At 65.6% G+C, this 17,841-nt stretch carries 6 protein-coding genes; 4 read left to right on the top strand and 2 right to left on the bottom strand.

The window, feature by feature from the left end; genetic code table 11:
• The first annotated feature begins 79 nt into the window (after positions 1–79).
• The gene (locus IPG63_14645) at positions 80–4,948 is read left to right on the top strand and encodes an alpha-2-macroglobulin family protein (GenBank protein MBK6728450.1); all 4,869 of its coding nucleotides are present in this window, start codon (positions 80–82) and stop codon (positions 4,946–4,948) included.
• Between the two features lie 32 nt (positions 4,949–4,980).
• Positions 4,981–7,368: a penicillin-binding protein 1C gene (gene pbpC / locus IPG63_14640; GenBank protein MBK6728449.1), complete on the top strand. Its 2,388-nt coding sequence runs from the start codon at positions 4,981–4,983 to the stop codon at positions 7,366–7,368.
• A gap of 22 nt (positions 7,369–7,390) precedes the next feature.
• Here the strand turns inward: pbpC and IPG63_14635 are convergent, their stop codons facing one another.
• Positions 7,391–12,229 carry an NAD-glutamate dehydrogenase gene (locus IPG63_14635; protein ID MBK6728448.1) on the bottom strand — a complete coding sequence of 1,613 codons (4,839 nt, stop codon included), beginning with the start codon at positions 12,227–12,229 and terminating at the stop codon, positions 7,391–7,393.
• Positions 12,230–12,469: 240 nt separating this feature from the next.
• Between IPG63_14635 and IPG63_14630 the strand changes: the two genes are divergently transcribed.
• Both IPG63_14630 and IPG63_14625 read left to right on the top strand, forming a co-directional pair.
• Positions 12,470–14,695, top strand: a complete 2,226-nt coding sequence (locus IPG63_14630) for a DUF1631 family protein (protein ID MBK6728447.1) — start codon at positions 12,470–12,472, stop codon at positions 14,693–14,695.
• A gap of 201 nt (positions 14,696–14,896) precedes the next feature.
• Positions 14,897–16,549, top strand: coding sequence for a DUF1631 family protein (locus tag IPG63_14625; protein ID MBK6728446.1), 1,653 nt, complete (start codon positions 14,897–14,899; stop codon positions 16,547–16,549).
• A 40-nt stretch (positions 16,550–16,589) separates the two neighbouring features.
• Here the strand turns inward: IPG63_14625 and IPG63_14620 are convergent, their stop codons facing one another.
• Complete coding sequence (locus IPG63_14620; GenBank protein ID MBK6728445.1) at positions 16,590–17,750, bottom strand: acyl-CoA dehydrogenase family protein; 1,161 nt, start codon at positions 17,748–17,750, stop codon at positions 16,590–16,592.
• Between the last annotated feature and the right edge of the window lie 91 nt (positions 17,751–17,841).

The raw sequence follows: 17,841 nt of genomic DNA, 5'->3' as shown, positions 1-17,841 counted from the left end.
ACACGCGGCAACACCCGCGCGGCATACTTCCGCCACGCCGCGGGAACGGGTCTCGCGCGCGAACTTGCGGGAACAACACATGCGTATGGCGCGATGGTCGGGATGGACACTGGCACTGCTGTTCGGACTGGCTGCTTGCGGAGGTCGCGACAGCGGCGCGCCACCGCAGGTACAGCAGAGCGAGGCCACGGCGGCAGCTGCGGCACGCAAGGATTTCGCATTGGACACGCCAATCGGCGAGTCCTACGACGGTCGCGCCTCGATCGTGCTGCCGTTCTCGCAGCCATTGGTGTCGCAGCAGGCCTTCGATGAGCTGATCGCGATCACGCTCAAGGACGGCGCCAAGCCGGACGGCAGCTGGATGCTCGAGGACGGCCAGAAGCTGCGCTTCCCGTATCTCGAGGCCGACAAGACCTATGTCGTGACGATCAGGGGCGGCCTGATGGCGACCGACGGCCGCTCGCTCGGCAAGGACCAGACCCACGAGGTCTATGCCGGCGAACAGGAGCCGGTGATCGGCTTTGCCAGCCATGGCCACATCCTGCCCCAGCACGAATCGCGCGGGCTGCCGATCGTCTCGGTCAACGTCGCCGAGGCCGATGTCGAGTTCTTCCGCATCCGCGAACAGCAGGTGCGTCCGTTCATCGACGAGTTCCAGAAGAACGGCACGCGCTGGAACTGGTCGGTCGACCAGCTGACCAAGTACGGCGAGTCGGTCTATGCGAACCGCTTCGCGCTGGAACTGAAACGCAACGAGCGCAGCGTCAGCTACCTGCCGATCCGCGACATCGACGAAATGAAGGCCCCCGGCCTGTACTACGCCGTGCTGAAGAAGGCCGGCAGCTATCGCGGCGAATACGACACCGCGATGTTCTTCGTCAGCGACATCGGCCTGCACGTGCGCGCCTACGCCGACAAGCTGCTGGTGCACACGACCTCGCTCGAGACCGGTGAAGCCAAACCGAACGTCGCAATAGAGATCCGCGACCGCAAGGGCCAGACCCTCGTGTCCGCGGCCAGCGACGACCACGGCCTGGCCATGATCGCCTACACGCTCAGCGCCGCCGATACCCTGGTCGCGAACTGGGGCAACGACCATGCCCTGCTCAGCTTCAACACCCCGGCACTGGACCTGTCCGAGTTCGCGATCGCCGGCCGCTCGCAGTTGCCGCTCGACGTGTTCCCGTGGTCGGGCCGCGATCTCTATCGGCCCGGCGAAATGATCGGCGTGAATGCGATCCTGCGCGACTTCGACGGTCGCATGGTCGCGAAGCAGCCGCTGTTCGTGTCGCTGCGCCAGCCCGATGGCCGTGAACTCGCCCGCACCCAACTTGATCCTGGCGCACTGAACTACGTGCGTTACGAACGCGTGCTCGATGGCGACGTGCCGACCGGCAAATGGAGCGTCGACTTCAGTACTGACCCGGGCATGCTCAATCCGGTCAGCTATCCGGTGCGCGTCGAGGAGTTCCTTCCCGAACGCATGAAGCTGGTGCTCGATGCGCAGCCGACGCTGACGGCCGGCGAAGCGCTGCAACTCAAGGTCGATGGCGACTGGCTGTACGGCGCACCGGCCGCGGGCAACCGCTTCACCGCACGCGTGTCGGTGCAGGCCGACGTGCATCCGGTCGCGGCACTCAAGGATTTCCATTTCGGCGACCCGCTCGCCGAGCTGCCGAAGGAACCGCGCGAGGCACTCGACGACGTGCTCGACGAAGAGGGTCTGCTCGAAGCCGAGATCGCGATCGACGAGGCCAAGGCGCCGACCGGGCCGCTGCAGGTGATCGTGGTCGGTTCCCTGTTCGAGAGTGGCGGCCGTGCCGTCACTCGTCCGCTCAAGCGCACCATATGGCCGGCGAGCGAACTGGTCGGTGCGCGGCCGCTGTTCGACCTGGCCGACGGTGCCGATCCCGGCGACAACGCCGGTTTCGAGATCGTGCGCAGCAATCCCAACGGCGACCTGCTCGCCGGCGCCGGGCTCAAGCTCAAGCTGCTGCGCGAGATCCGCAACTACAACTGGCGCTGGGTCTCGGGCAGCGGTTGGCAGAGCGATTATCTGTCGCGCTTCGAAACCGTCGAGGAACGCAGTATCGATGTGGCTGCGGGAAGCCGCTTGCGTTACGACGCCCGCGTCGATTGGGGCGGCTACCGCCTCGAAATCTTCGATCCCGCCACCCAGCTGACCACGCGCCTGCCCTTCACTGCGGGCTGGAACTGGTACAACGAAGGCCAGGACCGCGGCAGTCGCCCGGACAAGGTCAAGCTCGCGCTCGACAAGGCCGCCTATGCGCCCGGCGACACCGCGAAGATCGCGATCAAGCCGCCGCATGCCGGCAGCGCGCTGATCCTGGTCGAGAGCGACCAGTTGCTGTGGCAGCAACGCATCGACGTGCGCGGCGAGACCACGCTCGACATTCCTGTCGCGAAAGAATGGGACCGCCACGACCTGTACATCACCGCGCTGGTGTTCCGCCCCGGTTCCTCAGCCGAGAAGATCACGCCCAATCGCGCCGTCGGCGTGATCCACCTGCCGCTTGATCGCAAGAGCCGCAAGGTCGAGGTCAGCGTGTCTGCGCCGGACAAGGCGCGCCCGGACCAATCGATCGAGGTCAAGCTGGCCGCGCCGGCACTCGCCGGCAAGACCGCGCAGGTCACGATGTCGGCGACCGACGTCGGCATCCTCAACCTCACCCAGTTCCCGCTGCCGGACCCGATCGCGTGGTTCTTCTCGCCGCGTCGCCACGGCATCAATGCCTACGACCTGTTCGGCCGCATCATCGAATCGCTCGACGGCCTGCAAGCGCGCCTGCGCTACGGTGGCGACGCCGCGCTGCTCGGCCTGCCGCAGGCCAAGCGCCCGAACGTGAAGGTGCAGACCATCGACCTGTTCAATGCCCCGGTCGCGCTCGATGCGCAGGGTAATGCCGCGATCGCGCTCAAGCTGCCGGACTTCAACGGCACCCTGCGCCTGGCCGCGGTCGCGTTCGGCGAGAGCCAGTACGGCGCCGGCGAGCGCGAGATCATCGTGCAGGCACCACTCGTGGTCGAAGCCAGCGCACCGCGTGCGATGGCCAGCGGCGACAGCGCCGAACTGGCGCTCGATCTCGACAACCTCAGCGGCGCCGAAGGCAGCTACGAAGTGCTGGTCGATGGCGGCGACTACATCCAGGTCGGCAACGGCAAGCGCAACGTCAAGCTCGCCGACGGCGACCGCACCACGCTGAACTTCCCGCTCAGCGCGCGCGAGAAATTCGGCGTCGCCAAGGTCAGGATCGAAGTGCGCGGCAAGGACATCCGCGTCGACCGCAGCATCGAATTTGCGGTGCGCCCGGCCTATCCGGTCGAACGCCGCGCGCGCGTCGAGGTGCTCGGCGCGAATCCGACGATCACGCCTGCTCCATCGCTGCGCAGCGGCCTGGTCAGCGAGTCGACGGTGTCGCGGGTGACGCTCGGCACGCTGCCGCCACTGCCGTTCGGCTCGGTGGTCGCCGACCTGATCGGGTACCCCTACGGCTGCGTCGAGCAGACCACCAGCAAGGCGTTCCCGCTCGTCTATCTCGATGAAGCCACCGCGAAGCAGTTTGCGGTCAGCCCGCTGACGCAGAAGGAACGCGCCGAACGCATGACCGTCGCGTTCTCGCGCCTGGCCTCGATGCAGGTCGAGAACGGCCACTTCAACATGTGGCCGGAAGGCGACTACATCGTCTCGACGATCACGCCCTATGTCGCGGAGATGCTGGTCGCCGCCAAGGACGCCGGCTTCGAACCGCCGGCCACCCTGCTCGACCGCACCCTGAAGCGCCTCGAGGACGACCTGCTCGCCGGCGGCAATCCGCATTACGACTACGAGTACTCCGAGCATCTGCGCCTAGCCGAGATGATGCATGCCGGCTACGTGCTCGCGCGCCAGAAGCGTGCGCCACTCGGTACCCTGCGCGCGCTGTACGACAACGAGCGCAGCAAGCTGATCGCGCCGCTGCCGCTGGTGCACCTCGGCGTCGCGCTGGTCCTGCAGGGCGACAAGGATCGCGGCGAGAAGGCGATCGAGGAAGCGTTCACGCGCGAGTTCAAGCGCCCGGCCTGGATCGGCGACTACGGCACCGACCTGCGCGATCTGGCGCTGATGGTCGCGCTCACCCACGAAGCCGGGCTGGCGCAGCCTGCCTACGACGCCAAGGTGTTCGCGATGGCGCGCGAGATCACCGGACGCAATGTCTGGGACGGCCGCTTCTACTTCAGCACCCAGGAACAGATCGCGCTGTTCCGCCTCGGCCGTGCACTGCTGAACGATCCCGACCGCAAGATCGAGGGAGATGTCTTCGCCGGTGAACTCAACGAACCGTTCGCGCCGACCGCCCAGATCGCGCGCAGCTTCACCGCACCCGATCTGGCCGCCGGCGTGAAGCTCGACGTGCGTGGCGATGGTCCGATCTACCTGACCGAGGACGTGGTCGGCTACCCGAGCAGCGCGCCCAAGCAGAGCAGCAATGGCGTCGCCGTGCGTCGCGACTACTACCGTCTGGATGGCACGAAGTACGACGGCAAGCCGCTGACCGAGGGTGATTCGCTGGTCGCGATGGTCACGGTCGAATCGGACGAGATGATGAAGGACGCGTTGATCGTCGACCTGCTGCCCGGGGGGCTGGAGATCGAGAACTTCAATCTCGGCGACCAGAGCCAGTGGTCCAGTGTGACCATTGACGGCGTGACCTTGTCGGAGCGCGGATCGGAAGCCGAGATCGCGTTCGAGGAATACCGCGAGGACCGCTACGTCGCCGCGATCAAGCTCTACGACGGCTCCAAGGCACGCCTGTTCTATGCCGTGCGCGCGGTGTCGCCGGGCACGTACAAGGTGCCGTCATCCCTCGTCGAGGACATGTATCGCCCGACCCTGCGCGGTATCGGCGAGGCGGTGCCGGCGACGATCAGGGTGGTGTCGCCGGAATGATTCGCCCATGTAGGAGGGCCACTTGTGGCCCGATGCTCTGGCTCTCTTCGCATGCCAGAGCGAGAGCATCGGGCCACAAGTGGCCCTCCTACAGGAAGCTCCGCAACACGCTCGTCGCGCTCGCGCTGATCGTGCTGCTCGATCGCCTGTTCCCGCCGCCGATTCCGGACATCGCCGACGACAGCGCGACCCTCGTGCTGGCGCGTGACGGCACGCCCTTGCGCGCGTTCGCGAATGCGCAGGGCGTGTGGCGATATCCAGTCACGATCGAGCAGGTCTCGCCGCGTTACCTCGAGGCCCTGCTCGGCTACGAGGACCGCTGGTTCTGGCATCACCCCGGGGTCAATCCGTTCGCGTTCGCTCGCGCGGTCGCGCAGGCCGCCTGGCATGGGCGCATCGTCTCCGGCGGTTCGACCCTGACCATGCAGGTCGCGCGCCTGATCGAGCCGATCCCGCACTCAGGCTTCGGCAAGGTAAGGCAGATGATCCGCGCCGTGCAGCTCGAGATCCGCCTCAGCAAGCGCGACATCCTGACGCTGTATCTGAACCTGGCGCCATTCGGCGGCAGCATCGAGGGCGTGCAGGCGGCGTCGTTCGCGTATCTCGGCAAGCCTTCCGCACAACTCTCGCATTCGGAAGCGGCCCTGCTCGCGGTGCTACCGCAGTCGCCGAGCCGCAACCGTCCCGACCGTCATCCCGAGCGTGCACGCATCGCGCGCGACAAGGTGCTGGCGCGGCTGGCCGAGTTCGGCGATTGGCCGGCGGCAGTGATCGATGAGGCGCGTGATGAGAACGTGGTCGCGCGCCGCCTGCGCGCGCCGATGCTGGCCGCGCTGTTCGCCGAACGCATGCGCCGCGAACATCCGCAGCAGCGGGTGATCGCCAGCACCATCGATGCGCAGGCGCAGCGCGCGCTCGAGGAGCGCATCGGTAGCTGGATCTCGCGCCTACCCGACAAGACCTCGGCCGCGGCGATCGTGATCGACAATGTCGAGCGCGAGGTGCTCGCCTACGTCGGTTCGGCCACCTTCGCTGATGAAGCCCGCCACGGCCATGTCGACATGGTCGCGGCGCGGCGCTCGCCGGGTTCGACGCTAAAGCCGTTCCTGTACGCGCTCGCGCTCGACGAGGGTCTGATCCATTCCGAGAGCCTGCTGGTCGACGCGCCGCAGGATTTCGCCGGTTATCGTCCCGCCAATTTCGGCGACGATTTCAACGGCCCGGTGTCGGTCGCGGAGGCGCTTCGCCTTTCTTTGAACGTGCCGGCAGTCGACGTGCTGGAACGCGTCACGCCGAACGCATTCGCTGCGCGTCTGCGCCATGTCGGCGTGAAGCTCGATCTGCCGCTCGGCGCCAAACCGAACCTGACCATGGCACTCGGCGGCACGGCGACCTCGCTGGATGAACTGGTCGGCGCGTATGCGGCGTTCGGCAATGGCGGACTCGCCGGCCCGGTGCGCTTCCAGCGCGAGAGCACACGTGAGGATCGTCGTATCGTCAGCGCAGGTGCCGCCTGGGTCGTGCGCCGCATGCTCGAAGACCATGGTCGTCCCGGTGATCCCGCGGGGCTGATCGACACCGGTCGGCGCACGCGCATCGCCTGGAAGACCGGCACCAGTTACGGCTTCCGCGATGCCTGGGCGATCGGCGTGACGCCGCATTACACGGTCGGGGTCTGGGTCGGTCGGCCCGACGGCACACCGATTCCCGGCCAGTACGGTGCGGCAACGGCGCTGCCCTTGTTGCTTGCGGTTACCGACCGCCTGCCGCGGGTGCATGGCGCCGCGAGTTTCGACACGCAGCCGAAGTCGGTGTCGAAGACGGAGATCTGCTGGCCGCTCGGCGAGGCTTTCGATGCTGCCGAACCGACGCTGTGCCATCGCAAGCGCGAAGCCTGGATCCTCGATGGCCGCATCCCGCCGACGCTGCCGGCGCGTGGCAGCGCGGCCAGTGAGTCCTTGCGTGAAGTCGTGCAGGTGAACGCGCGCGGTGAACGCATCCTGCCCGCGTGTTCGGAATCGGCATCGACCGCGACCACGATTGCGCACTGGCCGCTGCTCGCCGAGCCTTGGCTGTCGCGACGCGAACGCAACGCCGCCAGTGCTCCCGTGTTCGCCCCCGAATGTCGCGACGCGCAACGCCAGATCGCCCGCCGCCTGCACATCGATGGTTTGATCCATGGCGCCGTATTGCGCCGCCCGCCCGGTGTCAGCGATCCCCCCGCCGCCCGCCTGCGCGCACTCGGCGCTGAAGGCGATGTGCACTGGCTGCTCAACGGCAAGCTGATTGCCGTAAGCCCTGCGGCCGAGCCGATCGAGCACCGCTTCGTCGAGAGCGGCACACAGCGCATATTGGCGCTCGCCGGCAACGGCTCGTACGACGCGATCGAAGTACGCGTCCTCGATCCGTCGCCGCGCTGAGGCAGAACGCGCCCGCCACCCTCTACGCGCGCGTGCCCGCCTGCACCAGCTGTGCCAACCGCCGCACCGCGACCGAGACGGTCGGGTAATCCATGTTCACCTGTGCGCGCATGTCGGAGAACATCGCCAGCGTGAACTTGAGCGGCGCGTCATCGCGCTGGATCCAGGTCTGCACCAGTGCCGCGCCGTCGCTGCGGCCATCACCGCGTTCCAGCACCTGCGCAGCGAGTGCGCGCTGCTGCGCGAACAGCTCGTCGCGCGACACGCCGCGCGCATGCGCATGCCAACGACCTTCCACCGGCAACTCATCGATCTTCTGCATCAGCCATTTCAAGTGCAGCGCCTCGCCAAGGCTGAAGTAGACCTTGGCGACCTGCTTCAAAGGCAATTTTCGCTCCAGCGCCACCTCGACAACATCGAGCCCGGAGGCCAACGCCGGCAGACCCGACAGCCTGTTGGCCAGCGCCTCGTCGAAGCCGGCATTGATCCAGCGCTCGCGTCCCTGCTTCGCGATTTGCCGATCGGTGTCGGCGAACACATCGGCGAGACCGTCGCGCAGTTCCTTGAATGCGGTCCCGTAGCGCGCGACCGCACCGGCGATATCGAGCCGCTCACCCGGCAGGTTGAGCAGCCAGCGCGTCAGGTTGCGGATCAGGCTCCACACTTGCAGCATCGCGTCGATCTGCGCATCGCCATGCACCTTGCCATCCAGTGCCTCGATCGCCGCCCAGATGCTGCGCGAGTCGAGCAGTTCACGGGCGATGGCATAGGCCTTGGCGATCTGCGCCGGCGTCTCGCCGGTGTCTTCCTGCATGCGCATGACGAAGGTCGCACCCATGCGGTTGACGATCGAATTCGTCACCGCAGTGGCGATGATCTCGCGCTTCAGGCGATGCCCCTGCATTTCGTTCGCGTAGCGGCTCTGCAGCGGCTTCGGGAAGTAACGCACCAGCTCCGCCGACAGGAACGGATCTTCCGGCACGTCGGATTCCAGCAGCTGGTTGAACAGCACGATCTTGGCGTAGGAGAGCAGCACCGAGAGTTCAGGGCGGGTCAATCCGAGGCCGCGCGCCTTGCGCTCGGTGAACTCGGCATCCGAGGGCAGGAACTCGAGCTGGCGATCGAGCAGCCCCTTCGACTCAAGCGTACGAATGAAGTGCTGCTTCGAGCCGAGGCGCGACACGCTCATGCGCTCCATGACGCTGATCGCCTGGTTCTGCAGGTAGTTGTCGCGCAGCACCAGCACGCCGACTTCGTCGGTCATCGCCGCCAACAACTCGTTGCGCGCCGGCATCGTCAGCGCACCGCCGGCGACGATTTCGTTGAGCAGGATTTTGATGTTGACCTCGTGATCCGAGGTGTCCACACCCGCCGAATTGTCGATGAAGTCGGTGTTCAGCAACACCCCGTTCAACGCCGCCTCGACGCGACCCTTCTGGGTCATGCCCAGATTGCCGCCCTCGCCTACGATCTTCGCGCGCAGGTCGCGGCCATTGACGCGGATGGCGTTGTTGGCGCGGTCGCCGCAGTCGGCGTGGGTCTCGGCCGAGGACTTCACGTAGGTGCCGATGCCGCCATTCCAGAGCAGATCGACCGGCGCTTTCAGGATCGCGGTCATCAGCTCGTTCGGCGTCATCGACTCGACGCTTTCGTCGAGACCGAGAGCAACGCGTACCTCAGGCGAAATTGCGATGGTCTTGGCCGCGCGCGGGAACACGCCGCCACCATGCGAGAGCAGCGACTTGTCGTAGTCGTCCCAGCTCGAACGCGGCACCGTGAACAGGCGCGCCCGCTCCTTGAACGAGACTGCGGCATCCGGATTCGGGTCGAGGAAGATGTGGCGATGATCGAACGCGGCGAGCAGCCGAATGTGCTCGGACAGCAGCATGCCGTTGCCGAACACGTCGCCGGACATGTCGCCGACGCCGACGCAAGTGAAGTCCTGCGACTGCGAATCGGCACCGAGCGCACGGAAGTGACGCTTGACCGACTCCCATCCGCCCTTGGCGGTGATGCCCATGCCCTTGTGGTCGTAGCCGACCGAGCCGCCCGATGCGAACGCATCGCCGAGCCAGAAGTCGTGCTCGAGCGAAATCGAGTTGGCGATGTCGGAGAACGTCGCGGTGCCCTTGTCGGCCGCGACCACCAGATAAGGATCGTCGCCATCATGGCGCACCACCAGCTGCGGATGGGCCAGTTTGCCTTCGACGAAGTTGTCGGTGATGTCGAGCAATGCATTGATGAAGATGCGGTAGCAGGCGATGCCTTCGGCGAGCTGGGCGTCGCGGTCGCCGCCGATCGGCGGCTTCTTGACGAAAAAACCGCCCTTGGCGCCGACCGGCACAATCACCGTGTTCTTGACCATCTGCGCCTTGACCAGACCCAGCACCTCGGTACGGAAGTCTTCGCGCCGGTCCGACCAGCGCAGCCCGCCACGGGCCACCGGTCCGAAGCGCAAATGCACCCCCTCGACACGCGCCGAGTACACGAAGATCTCGCGATACGGGCGCGGCTTGGGCAGATCCGGCAGCTTGGCCGGATCGAACTTGAAGCACAGGTAGTCGCGCGCCTTGTCGTGCTTGAGCTGGTAGTAGTTGGTGCGCAACGTGGCCTGGATCACGCTGATGAAGCTGCGCAGGATGCGGTCGTCGTCGAGGCTGGCGACGCTGTCGAGCATCAGCTTCAGCGCTTTCGAAGCGGCATCCATCTGCACCGTGCGATCGGTGCGTGCCGGATCGAAGCGCGCTTCGAACAGTTCGGCGAGTTGCCGAGCGATGTGCGGGTAACGGTTCAGCGCTTCTTCCATATAGGCCTGCGAGAACGGCACGCCGGTCTGCAGCAGGTACTTGCAGTATCCGCGCAACATCGCAACCTGGCGCCAGTCCATCTGCGCCGACAGGATCAGCCGGTTGAAGCCGTCGCTCTCGACCTCGCCGCGCCAGGTGCGCTCGAACGCGGCCTGGAACGCCTCGCGCACCACGGCTGGATCGACGGCGATACCGGCTGCCTGCGACTGCACCTCGAAATCCTGGATGAAGATGCGCGCGCCACCGGTCAACGCCATTTCGTAAGGGTGCTCGGAGAGCACGCGCAGTCCCATGTTCTCCATCATCGGCAGCGCTTCCGAGAGCGCGATCGGGGCACCGAAGCGGAACAGCTTCAGGCGCAGGCGACTGTCGTCGCCGGGCGCATGGTAAAGCCCCAGACGCAAGTCGTCCGAACTCTTCAGCGACGCACAAGTGTCGACGTCGGCTGCAGCAACCTCGGTGGAACTGGCCTCGATGTATCCCCCCGGCAGGGCCTTGCCGTACTTGGCGGCGAGCTTCAGGCCGCGCTCCTCGCCATGTCGCGCCACCAGCAGGTCACGCAACTCGTCGTACCAGTTGCGCACGATCTGGGCGATGCGCGCCTCCAGCTGAGCGGCATCGACTTCAACATGGGCGCCGGCCTTCGGGCGCACGGTCAGATGCAGGCGCGCCAGCACTTCATCGCCGACGTGCGCGGTGGAGTCCACGCGTTCGCCGCAGAGCGCCTCGCGCAGCAGTACTTCGACGCCCTCGCGCACGGTTTGCGTGAAGCGGTCACGCGGCAGGAACACAAGACAGGAATAGAATCGCCCGTAGACGTCGCGGCGCAGGAACAGGCGCGTGCGTGCTCGCTCCTGCAGCGCCAGCACCGCCATCGCGGTATCGAACAGTTCACCAGTGGCGGCCTGCAGCATCTCGTCGCGCGGCAGGGTTTCAAGAATGTGGCGCAAGGCCTTGCCGCTGTGCCCGGCCGGCTTGAGCCCGGAGTCGCGCATCACCGACTCGTATTTCTTGCGCACTAGCGGGATATCCCACGGCCGAGCGGTATAAGCCGACGAGGTGAACAGGCCGAGGAAGCGCTCCTCGGAAACCGGGACTCCCTGCTCGTCGAAGCTGAGGATGCCGATGTAGTCCATGTAGCCGGGACGATGCACGTTCGAGCGCGCATTGGTCTTGGTCAGAATCACGACCTTGCCGCCCTCGCTGGCCGGTACATCGCGCGCCGACAGTGATTTCAGCGGACGCGTCTTGGCTTCGGCATCGCGCAGGATGCCGAGACCGGAACCTTCGACCGTGAGCAACATGCCCTCACCGCTGTCGCGTACCGTGCGGTACTCGCGATAACCGAGGAAGGTGAAATGGTCGTCTGCCGCCCAGCGCAGGAACTCCTGCAACTCGGCGCGCGCCTCGGCGTCCACCGGCAGTCGCCGCGAAGCCAGTTCTCCGGCGATGGTGTGCATGCGCGCGCGCATCGCCGACCAGTCGCGCACGCAGGCGCGTACGTCGTGCAAGGCCAACAGCACGGTCTCGGACACGCGCGCCATTTCCTCGGGGTCGGCGCGACGGTCGATCTCGAAATGCATGAACGACTCGATGCGCCCACGCGCGCCGGAAGCGGCCTCTTCGTGCATGCCGAGCACGTGACCACCCGCGTCACGGTCCACCTGCAGCACCGGATGCATCACCGCGTGCACGAGGTTGTCGCAGCCAGCGATTGCCATGGTCACCGAATCGACCAGGAACGGCATGTCGTCGGTGAGCACCTGGACCACGGTATGCGTCGACTCCCAGCCGTGTTCCGCGCGACTCGGGTTGTACACGCGCACCGCCTCCCGATCGCCGCTGCGCACCTGGATGAAGTCGAGCGCATCGCGTACCAGGCCGGCCCAGTCAGCGACCTCACGAGCCGCCATGTCCTCATCCGGAACTCGCCGCAGCAGCAGCGTCGCGAACGTCTCCGCCACACCCAGGCGGGCGGCGCTGAACTCCGATTTCAATCCGGCGACGATCGCGTCGACCAGCGCATTTTTCTCGGGCATGACGTTCACAACCATATGACCTGCAAGGGGCGCGAAGGATAGCGGCTGGCGCGAAACCAGAGCCAGAGAAACAAGCGTTTGAAAGCGAATGCTCACCAAGCTTGTCACTCCGGGCAACCTTTGGTCGCAAACCCCTGAAATTGTTGTCGTTTGTGACACTGACGCGGCGCGTCAGAGTTTGCCGAATTTGTGAATGACCGCACACTTTCCGGCGACCAGCGGATTAAAGTTGCGCCTAGGAATCGGGGCACGTCCATGAGCAGCGCCAACATCGTCGACATCAACGCGCGTCGCCCACTCTCCGATGCCGGGAACGCGAGCTCCGACGCGGCGAGCGCCGCGCTCAAGTTGCTGGCAAGCCTGCGCGACCTTGCCTCGTCGCAGTTGACACCGGCGGTGGTGCGCGCTTTCTCCGAGATCGACGACGTGCTGTTCGAGATGTCGGAGAAGGCACCCGACGGCAACCTCAGGCAGCAATATTTCGACGACGTGCGCGCGCTGCGACGCACTCGTGATGGCGCCGCCGAACGTTTCGACGGTGCGCTGCGAAGCGCCTTCACGCTCTATGGCAACGGTCGACAGCTGCTGAAGGCCAGCAACCCAGCCGAAGCAACCGAAGCCGAGCTCAGCCTGGTCGACGAGGGTGAACTCGAGCTCTCGCTCGCGTTGTCGCGCATTGCCGCACGATGCGACGAGAGCGCGACGCGACCGCGCCTGGAACTCACCCGACGGCTGCAGCACCTATTCCGCCGTGCCGAAGCCGACACCCTGATGCCGCTGTCCGGCGCCATGATCGCCGAGTTCGTGAAAGTGGCGGTCGCCAGCTTGCCCATCGGAATCGGATCGCGGCTGGTGCTGCTGAAGCGCATCGAACGCGGTGTTGCCGATGGCAGCACAGATGCGGTTCAGGATGGAAACAAGCTGCTGTACGAGGCCGGCGTACTGCCCGAGATCAAGCTCACCTATGCGCGACGGGCCAGTGAACCGACGCGTCCAGCGGCAGAAGCCCCGGCTGTGCCGGCGCCACAGCTCGCGGCGGCACCGCAAATCGATCTGGGCGCTCTCGCCAGCGAGATTACCCGCCTTCTGACCGCTTCACGACCGCGCCAACCCAGCAGCGATGGCCAAGCGCCTGAAGTCGATGCAACCGCCGCCGACAAGAAACTGAGCCAGTTGCGCGATCCCGGCACTCTGGACAGCAACCAGTTTGCGCAGGCCGTTCGCGGCATGCTGAGCGCAGGTCCAAATGGGCAGCCAGGCGCTTCGACGTTGGCCGAGCCCGTGGAAAATGCCATCGATCTGGTGTCACTGATGTTCGATTTCGTCGCCCGCGACGAGTCCCTGCCCAGGGAAGTCCAGCAGTCGCTCACGCCACTGCGGATGCCGCTGCTGCGCAGCGCGCTACGCGGAGCGCAGTTGTTCAATGGTTCCGAGCATCCGCTGCGAGCGCTGATGGAGAGCGCCGCCGAAATCGGTCGTTCGTGGTCGGCGGACAGTGATCGAGACGGGCGTGTGCTCGGTCAAATCAAGAGTGCGGTCGCCAACGCGGTCGCCGAGAGCGAACTCGATCCGGAGGGCGTTGAGCGCGTGCAGCAGGACCTGCGTGCATTCATCGCCGGCGAACAGAAGCGTTCGCAGCTGCTGGAAAAGCGCTCCGCCGAGGCCGCACAGGCGCAGGAACGCAGGATTGCAGCGCAACGCACCAGCCAGCAGACGATCGCCGAGGTACTCGACCAGACACCGGTTCCCCCGGTCGTCGGCACTCTGCTGAACGGCCCGCTGCGCCGGCACCTGGAGCTGGTCCATGCCCGTCGCGGCGAGGACTCGAAAGACTGGAAGTCAGCAAAGAAGTTGGTTCGCGACATCGTCTGGAGTTTCGATCCGGAAACGATCTCGGTCGAGCGCGCGCACTGGCAGGCGATGCTGCCGAACATCGTAACCGCGCTGCGCGGCGCGCTCACTGCAGTAGGCATGCACGACAACGACATCGACGGTGTCGTTGTCGAGTTCCGCAATCGCTACCGCGACCTGGTCGCAGCCACCCAACTGGCGCCCGGCGCAACGCCCGATTCATTCACCCGGATTGACCCAGAAACGATGCCGGATGCGCCTGCGCCGCAGGTGGATGCCGAGGCCGAGATGCCGCCGGCAGAGATCATCGAGCACGCTGCAAAAACCGGCATCACATACGGCGACGCACTGGACAAGGTACGCAACCTGGTGGTCGGCAACTGGGTCGAACTGCTTGATGGCAAGGGAGAAACCCAGCGCGCAAAGCTCATCTGGAACAGCGCCATTTCGCAACGCTGCCTGTTCGTGAACCGCAACGGTCAGATGATCGCAGACCGTACTTTCCAGAATCTGGCCAGCGAGTGGATGCTTGGACATCTCAAGCCGATCGAAGAGGCACCATTGTTCCAGCGCGCCCTCGAAGCCGTGAAGCTGAGGCTCGTGACGGCGCAACGCAGTCGCGCCGCATGAGGACGCCGGACCGCATCGGTTGACAGTGCGAACAAGCGTGGCGCCAGCATGAGGTCAGGGTCGTGGCGTCAGTCGATTGCCGCGGTTGACATACAACAATCTCGTGTCGGTTGGTATCCTGACGCCATCCAAGTGCGGGCCGAAGCGATGGAAGACAGGGTCGAACTTGACACGGGGCCAGTCCAGCAGCCTCGGTCCAATGTGCTCCTCGACATCGAGACACGCACTACCCGGATTCTGGTCGCTGTATTGCTGGACACGCTGTCCGCATGCGACGAAGTTCTCTTTGGTCGTGCGCAGCAAGCGAACAACGGCATGCGTCAGGCGCAGTACTTCGACGACCAGAGACAGCTCCGCGATGACCGCGACATCGCTGCCAATCGTTTCCGCACAGCCTGCCGGCACGCATTCCGCAACATGGGCCAGCCGTTGCCCGGGAACGAAGCCGCCAAGCGAGGGGGCGGCGAACTTCACTTGGTCGCAGATGAGGATCTCGAGCTGGACCTGGCACTGCTTCGCATAGGCACGTGTTGCGAGGACGTGGCATCACGCGTCCGCCATCAGGTGCGGCGTCGGCTGCAAGTGTTGCTCGGGCTCAATGAGAGCATGACCAGCCCGTTTTGCGGCGCAGCCATCGCGCACATGTGCCGCGCCGCAATCGCTCCGATCGAACTCGGCATGGAATCCCGGCTGCTCGTGCTCAAGCAACTGGAGCGAAATCTCGCAAATGCGATGGAACCGGTGCTTGAGTTCGCAAACTCGGCATTGCTGGCGCACGGCGTGCTTCCGCAACTGCGCGCAACCCCCGCCGTTTCACGAGGCCCCGCGCCGCCAGCGTCCCCGCCCGCTGCTGCGGCAACCCAAGCCGTTGCGGCCGCATCCGCGGCAGCAATTTCCGGCACCGACCTGAACGCCCTCATGGCACAGGTGGCGGAGTGGCTGTCCCAGAATGGCGCGGATGCCGCCCCCGAGGCCGCCTCCACGCCAGCGCTGGAGCCTGAACAAGCCAACGCGGTGCCCGCCGAAACGCAGGAACGGGAACTTGCTCGCGAACGCCGTCGTCTGGAAATTGCCGAACGTCGCAGTGCCGAACTGACCCGCGCGCGCGAGCTTCGCGCCGCCGCGGAACATTCCGCGGATGCCGTGCTCGGCGGCGTGATCGACCAAGCGCACGTGCCGCAGAGCATCTGCGAAGTGATGCGCGGCCCGCTGCGCCGACACCTTCAGGCGGTGCATGCACGTCGCGGCGAAAGCTCAACTGAGTGGCGCAACGCCTGCAAGCTGGTGCGGGACATCGGCTGGGCGCTCGATCCTGAGTCCGCGCGAAGCGAACAGGCGCACTGGCGTGAGATGCTGCCCGCGATCGGCGAATCGCTGCGCTCGGCGCTGCACTCCGCCCGTATCGTCGACCATGAAGCCAACCGCGTGGTGCGCGGCTTCAGCGACCACTGCGAACACCTGCTGTCGCTCACCCCACCTGCCCAGGTGGCGACCGAGATTGGGGCGATCGAAGGGGCCTCGGTCGATGCTGCACTTGCAGCGCAAGATGAGCCCGAGTCATGTACAGAAGCAACGACCGCAACGCCGGCTACAGCGCACCTCGCCGCCCCGAGTTTCACCGATGCGTTGCGTCAGGTTCGCCAACTCACGCCTGGGCGGTGGTTCGAACTGCCCGACGACCATGGCCGTTGCCAGCGTGCGAAGCTGGTGTGGACCAGCGCCACGACCGAACGCTGCCTGTTCGTCAACGGACAGGGGAAACTGGTCGCCGATCGAGCCTATGCTCGAGTGGCCCACGACCTCGCCGCCGGCTCATTTCGCGAAATCGACAGCGCGGGAAACAGGTTGACCTGAAAAGGCCCCGCAGTGCCGGCTTCCGCCGCGGCCTCGCCAATCAGCGCAGCCCGGTCTCGTTACGGGCGATCACCAAGCGCTGGATCTCGCTGGTGCCCTCGTAGATCTCGGTGATCTTGGCGTCACGGAAATAGCGCTCCAGCGGCATTTCCTTCGAGTAACCCATGCCGCCGTGGATCTGCAGCGCCTGATGGGTGATGAACATCGCCGCCTCCGACGCGGTCAGCTTGGCGACTGCCGCTTCGGTGCTGAAGCGGCCGCCATTCTTGTCCGTCTCGCCCTTGGTCCACGCCGCCCGCAGGGTCAGGATGGTGGCCGCATCGAGCCGGCACTTCATGTCGGCGATCTTCGCCTGGATCATCTGGAACGAACCGATCGGCTGCCCGAAGCTCTTGCGCTCGCGCACGTAGGCGACGGCCGCCTGATACGCGGCGCGCGCCAAACCCACCGCTTGTGAGGCGATACCGATGCGGCCAGCGTCAAGCACACCCATCGCGATCTTGAAGCCCTCGCCTTCGGTGCCCAGCACTTCATCGACTTCAGCGATGTAATCGGTGAACTCAATCTCGCAGGTCGCCGAAGCGCGAATGCCGAGCTTGGGCTCGGTCTTGCCGCGGTGGAAGCCAGGCTTCTGGGTGTCGACCATGAACGCGGTGATGCCCTTGGCGCCCTTGCCCGGTTCACTCATCGCGAACAACACGATGTAGCGCGCGACCGGACCCGAGGTGATCCAGCTCTTCTTGCCGTTGATCACGAAGCGGCCGTCGGCCTGTTTCACCGCGCGGCACTTCATCGCGGTCGCGTCCGAACCCGACTGCGGCTCGGTCAGCGCGAACGCGCCAATCTCGCGGCCTTCGGCGATGGCGCGCACATACAGCTGTTTCTGCGCCTCCGTGCCGAACTTCAGGATGCCATTGCAGAACAGCGAATTGTTCACCGAGACGATGGTCGAATGGGCGCAGTCGGCGTGCGCGATCTCGATCATCGCCAGCACGTAGGAAATCGGGTCCATGCCGCCACCGCCGTATTCGTGCGGCACCTCGATGCCCATCAGGCCGTTTTCACCGAGAGTGCGGATGTTCGCGAGCGGGAACTCCCCGGTCACGTCGTGGTGTTCCGCACTCGGCGCGATCTTCTCCTGTGCGATGCGGCGGGCAACGTCCTGAATGGCCAGTTGTTCTTCGGTGAATGCAAAGTCCATGGTCGATCTCGCTGGGTTTTCGGGGAGGGCTCGCGCGCACTGGGTGCCACGACGGCCGCCAATTCTAGCGAACCACCGAGCCGTCATACGT

It is taken from the genome of Lysobacterales bacterium, from assembly GCA_016703225.1.
GTDB lineage: Bacteria > Pseudomonadota > Gammaproteobacteria > Xanthomonadales > Ahniellaceae > JADKHK01.
This window is presented reverse-complemented; position numbering and strand designations above follow the sequence as displayed.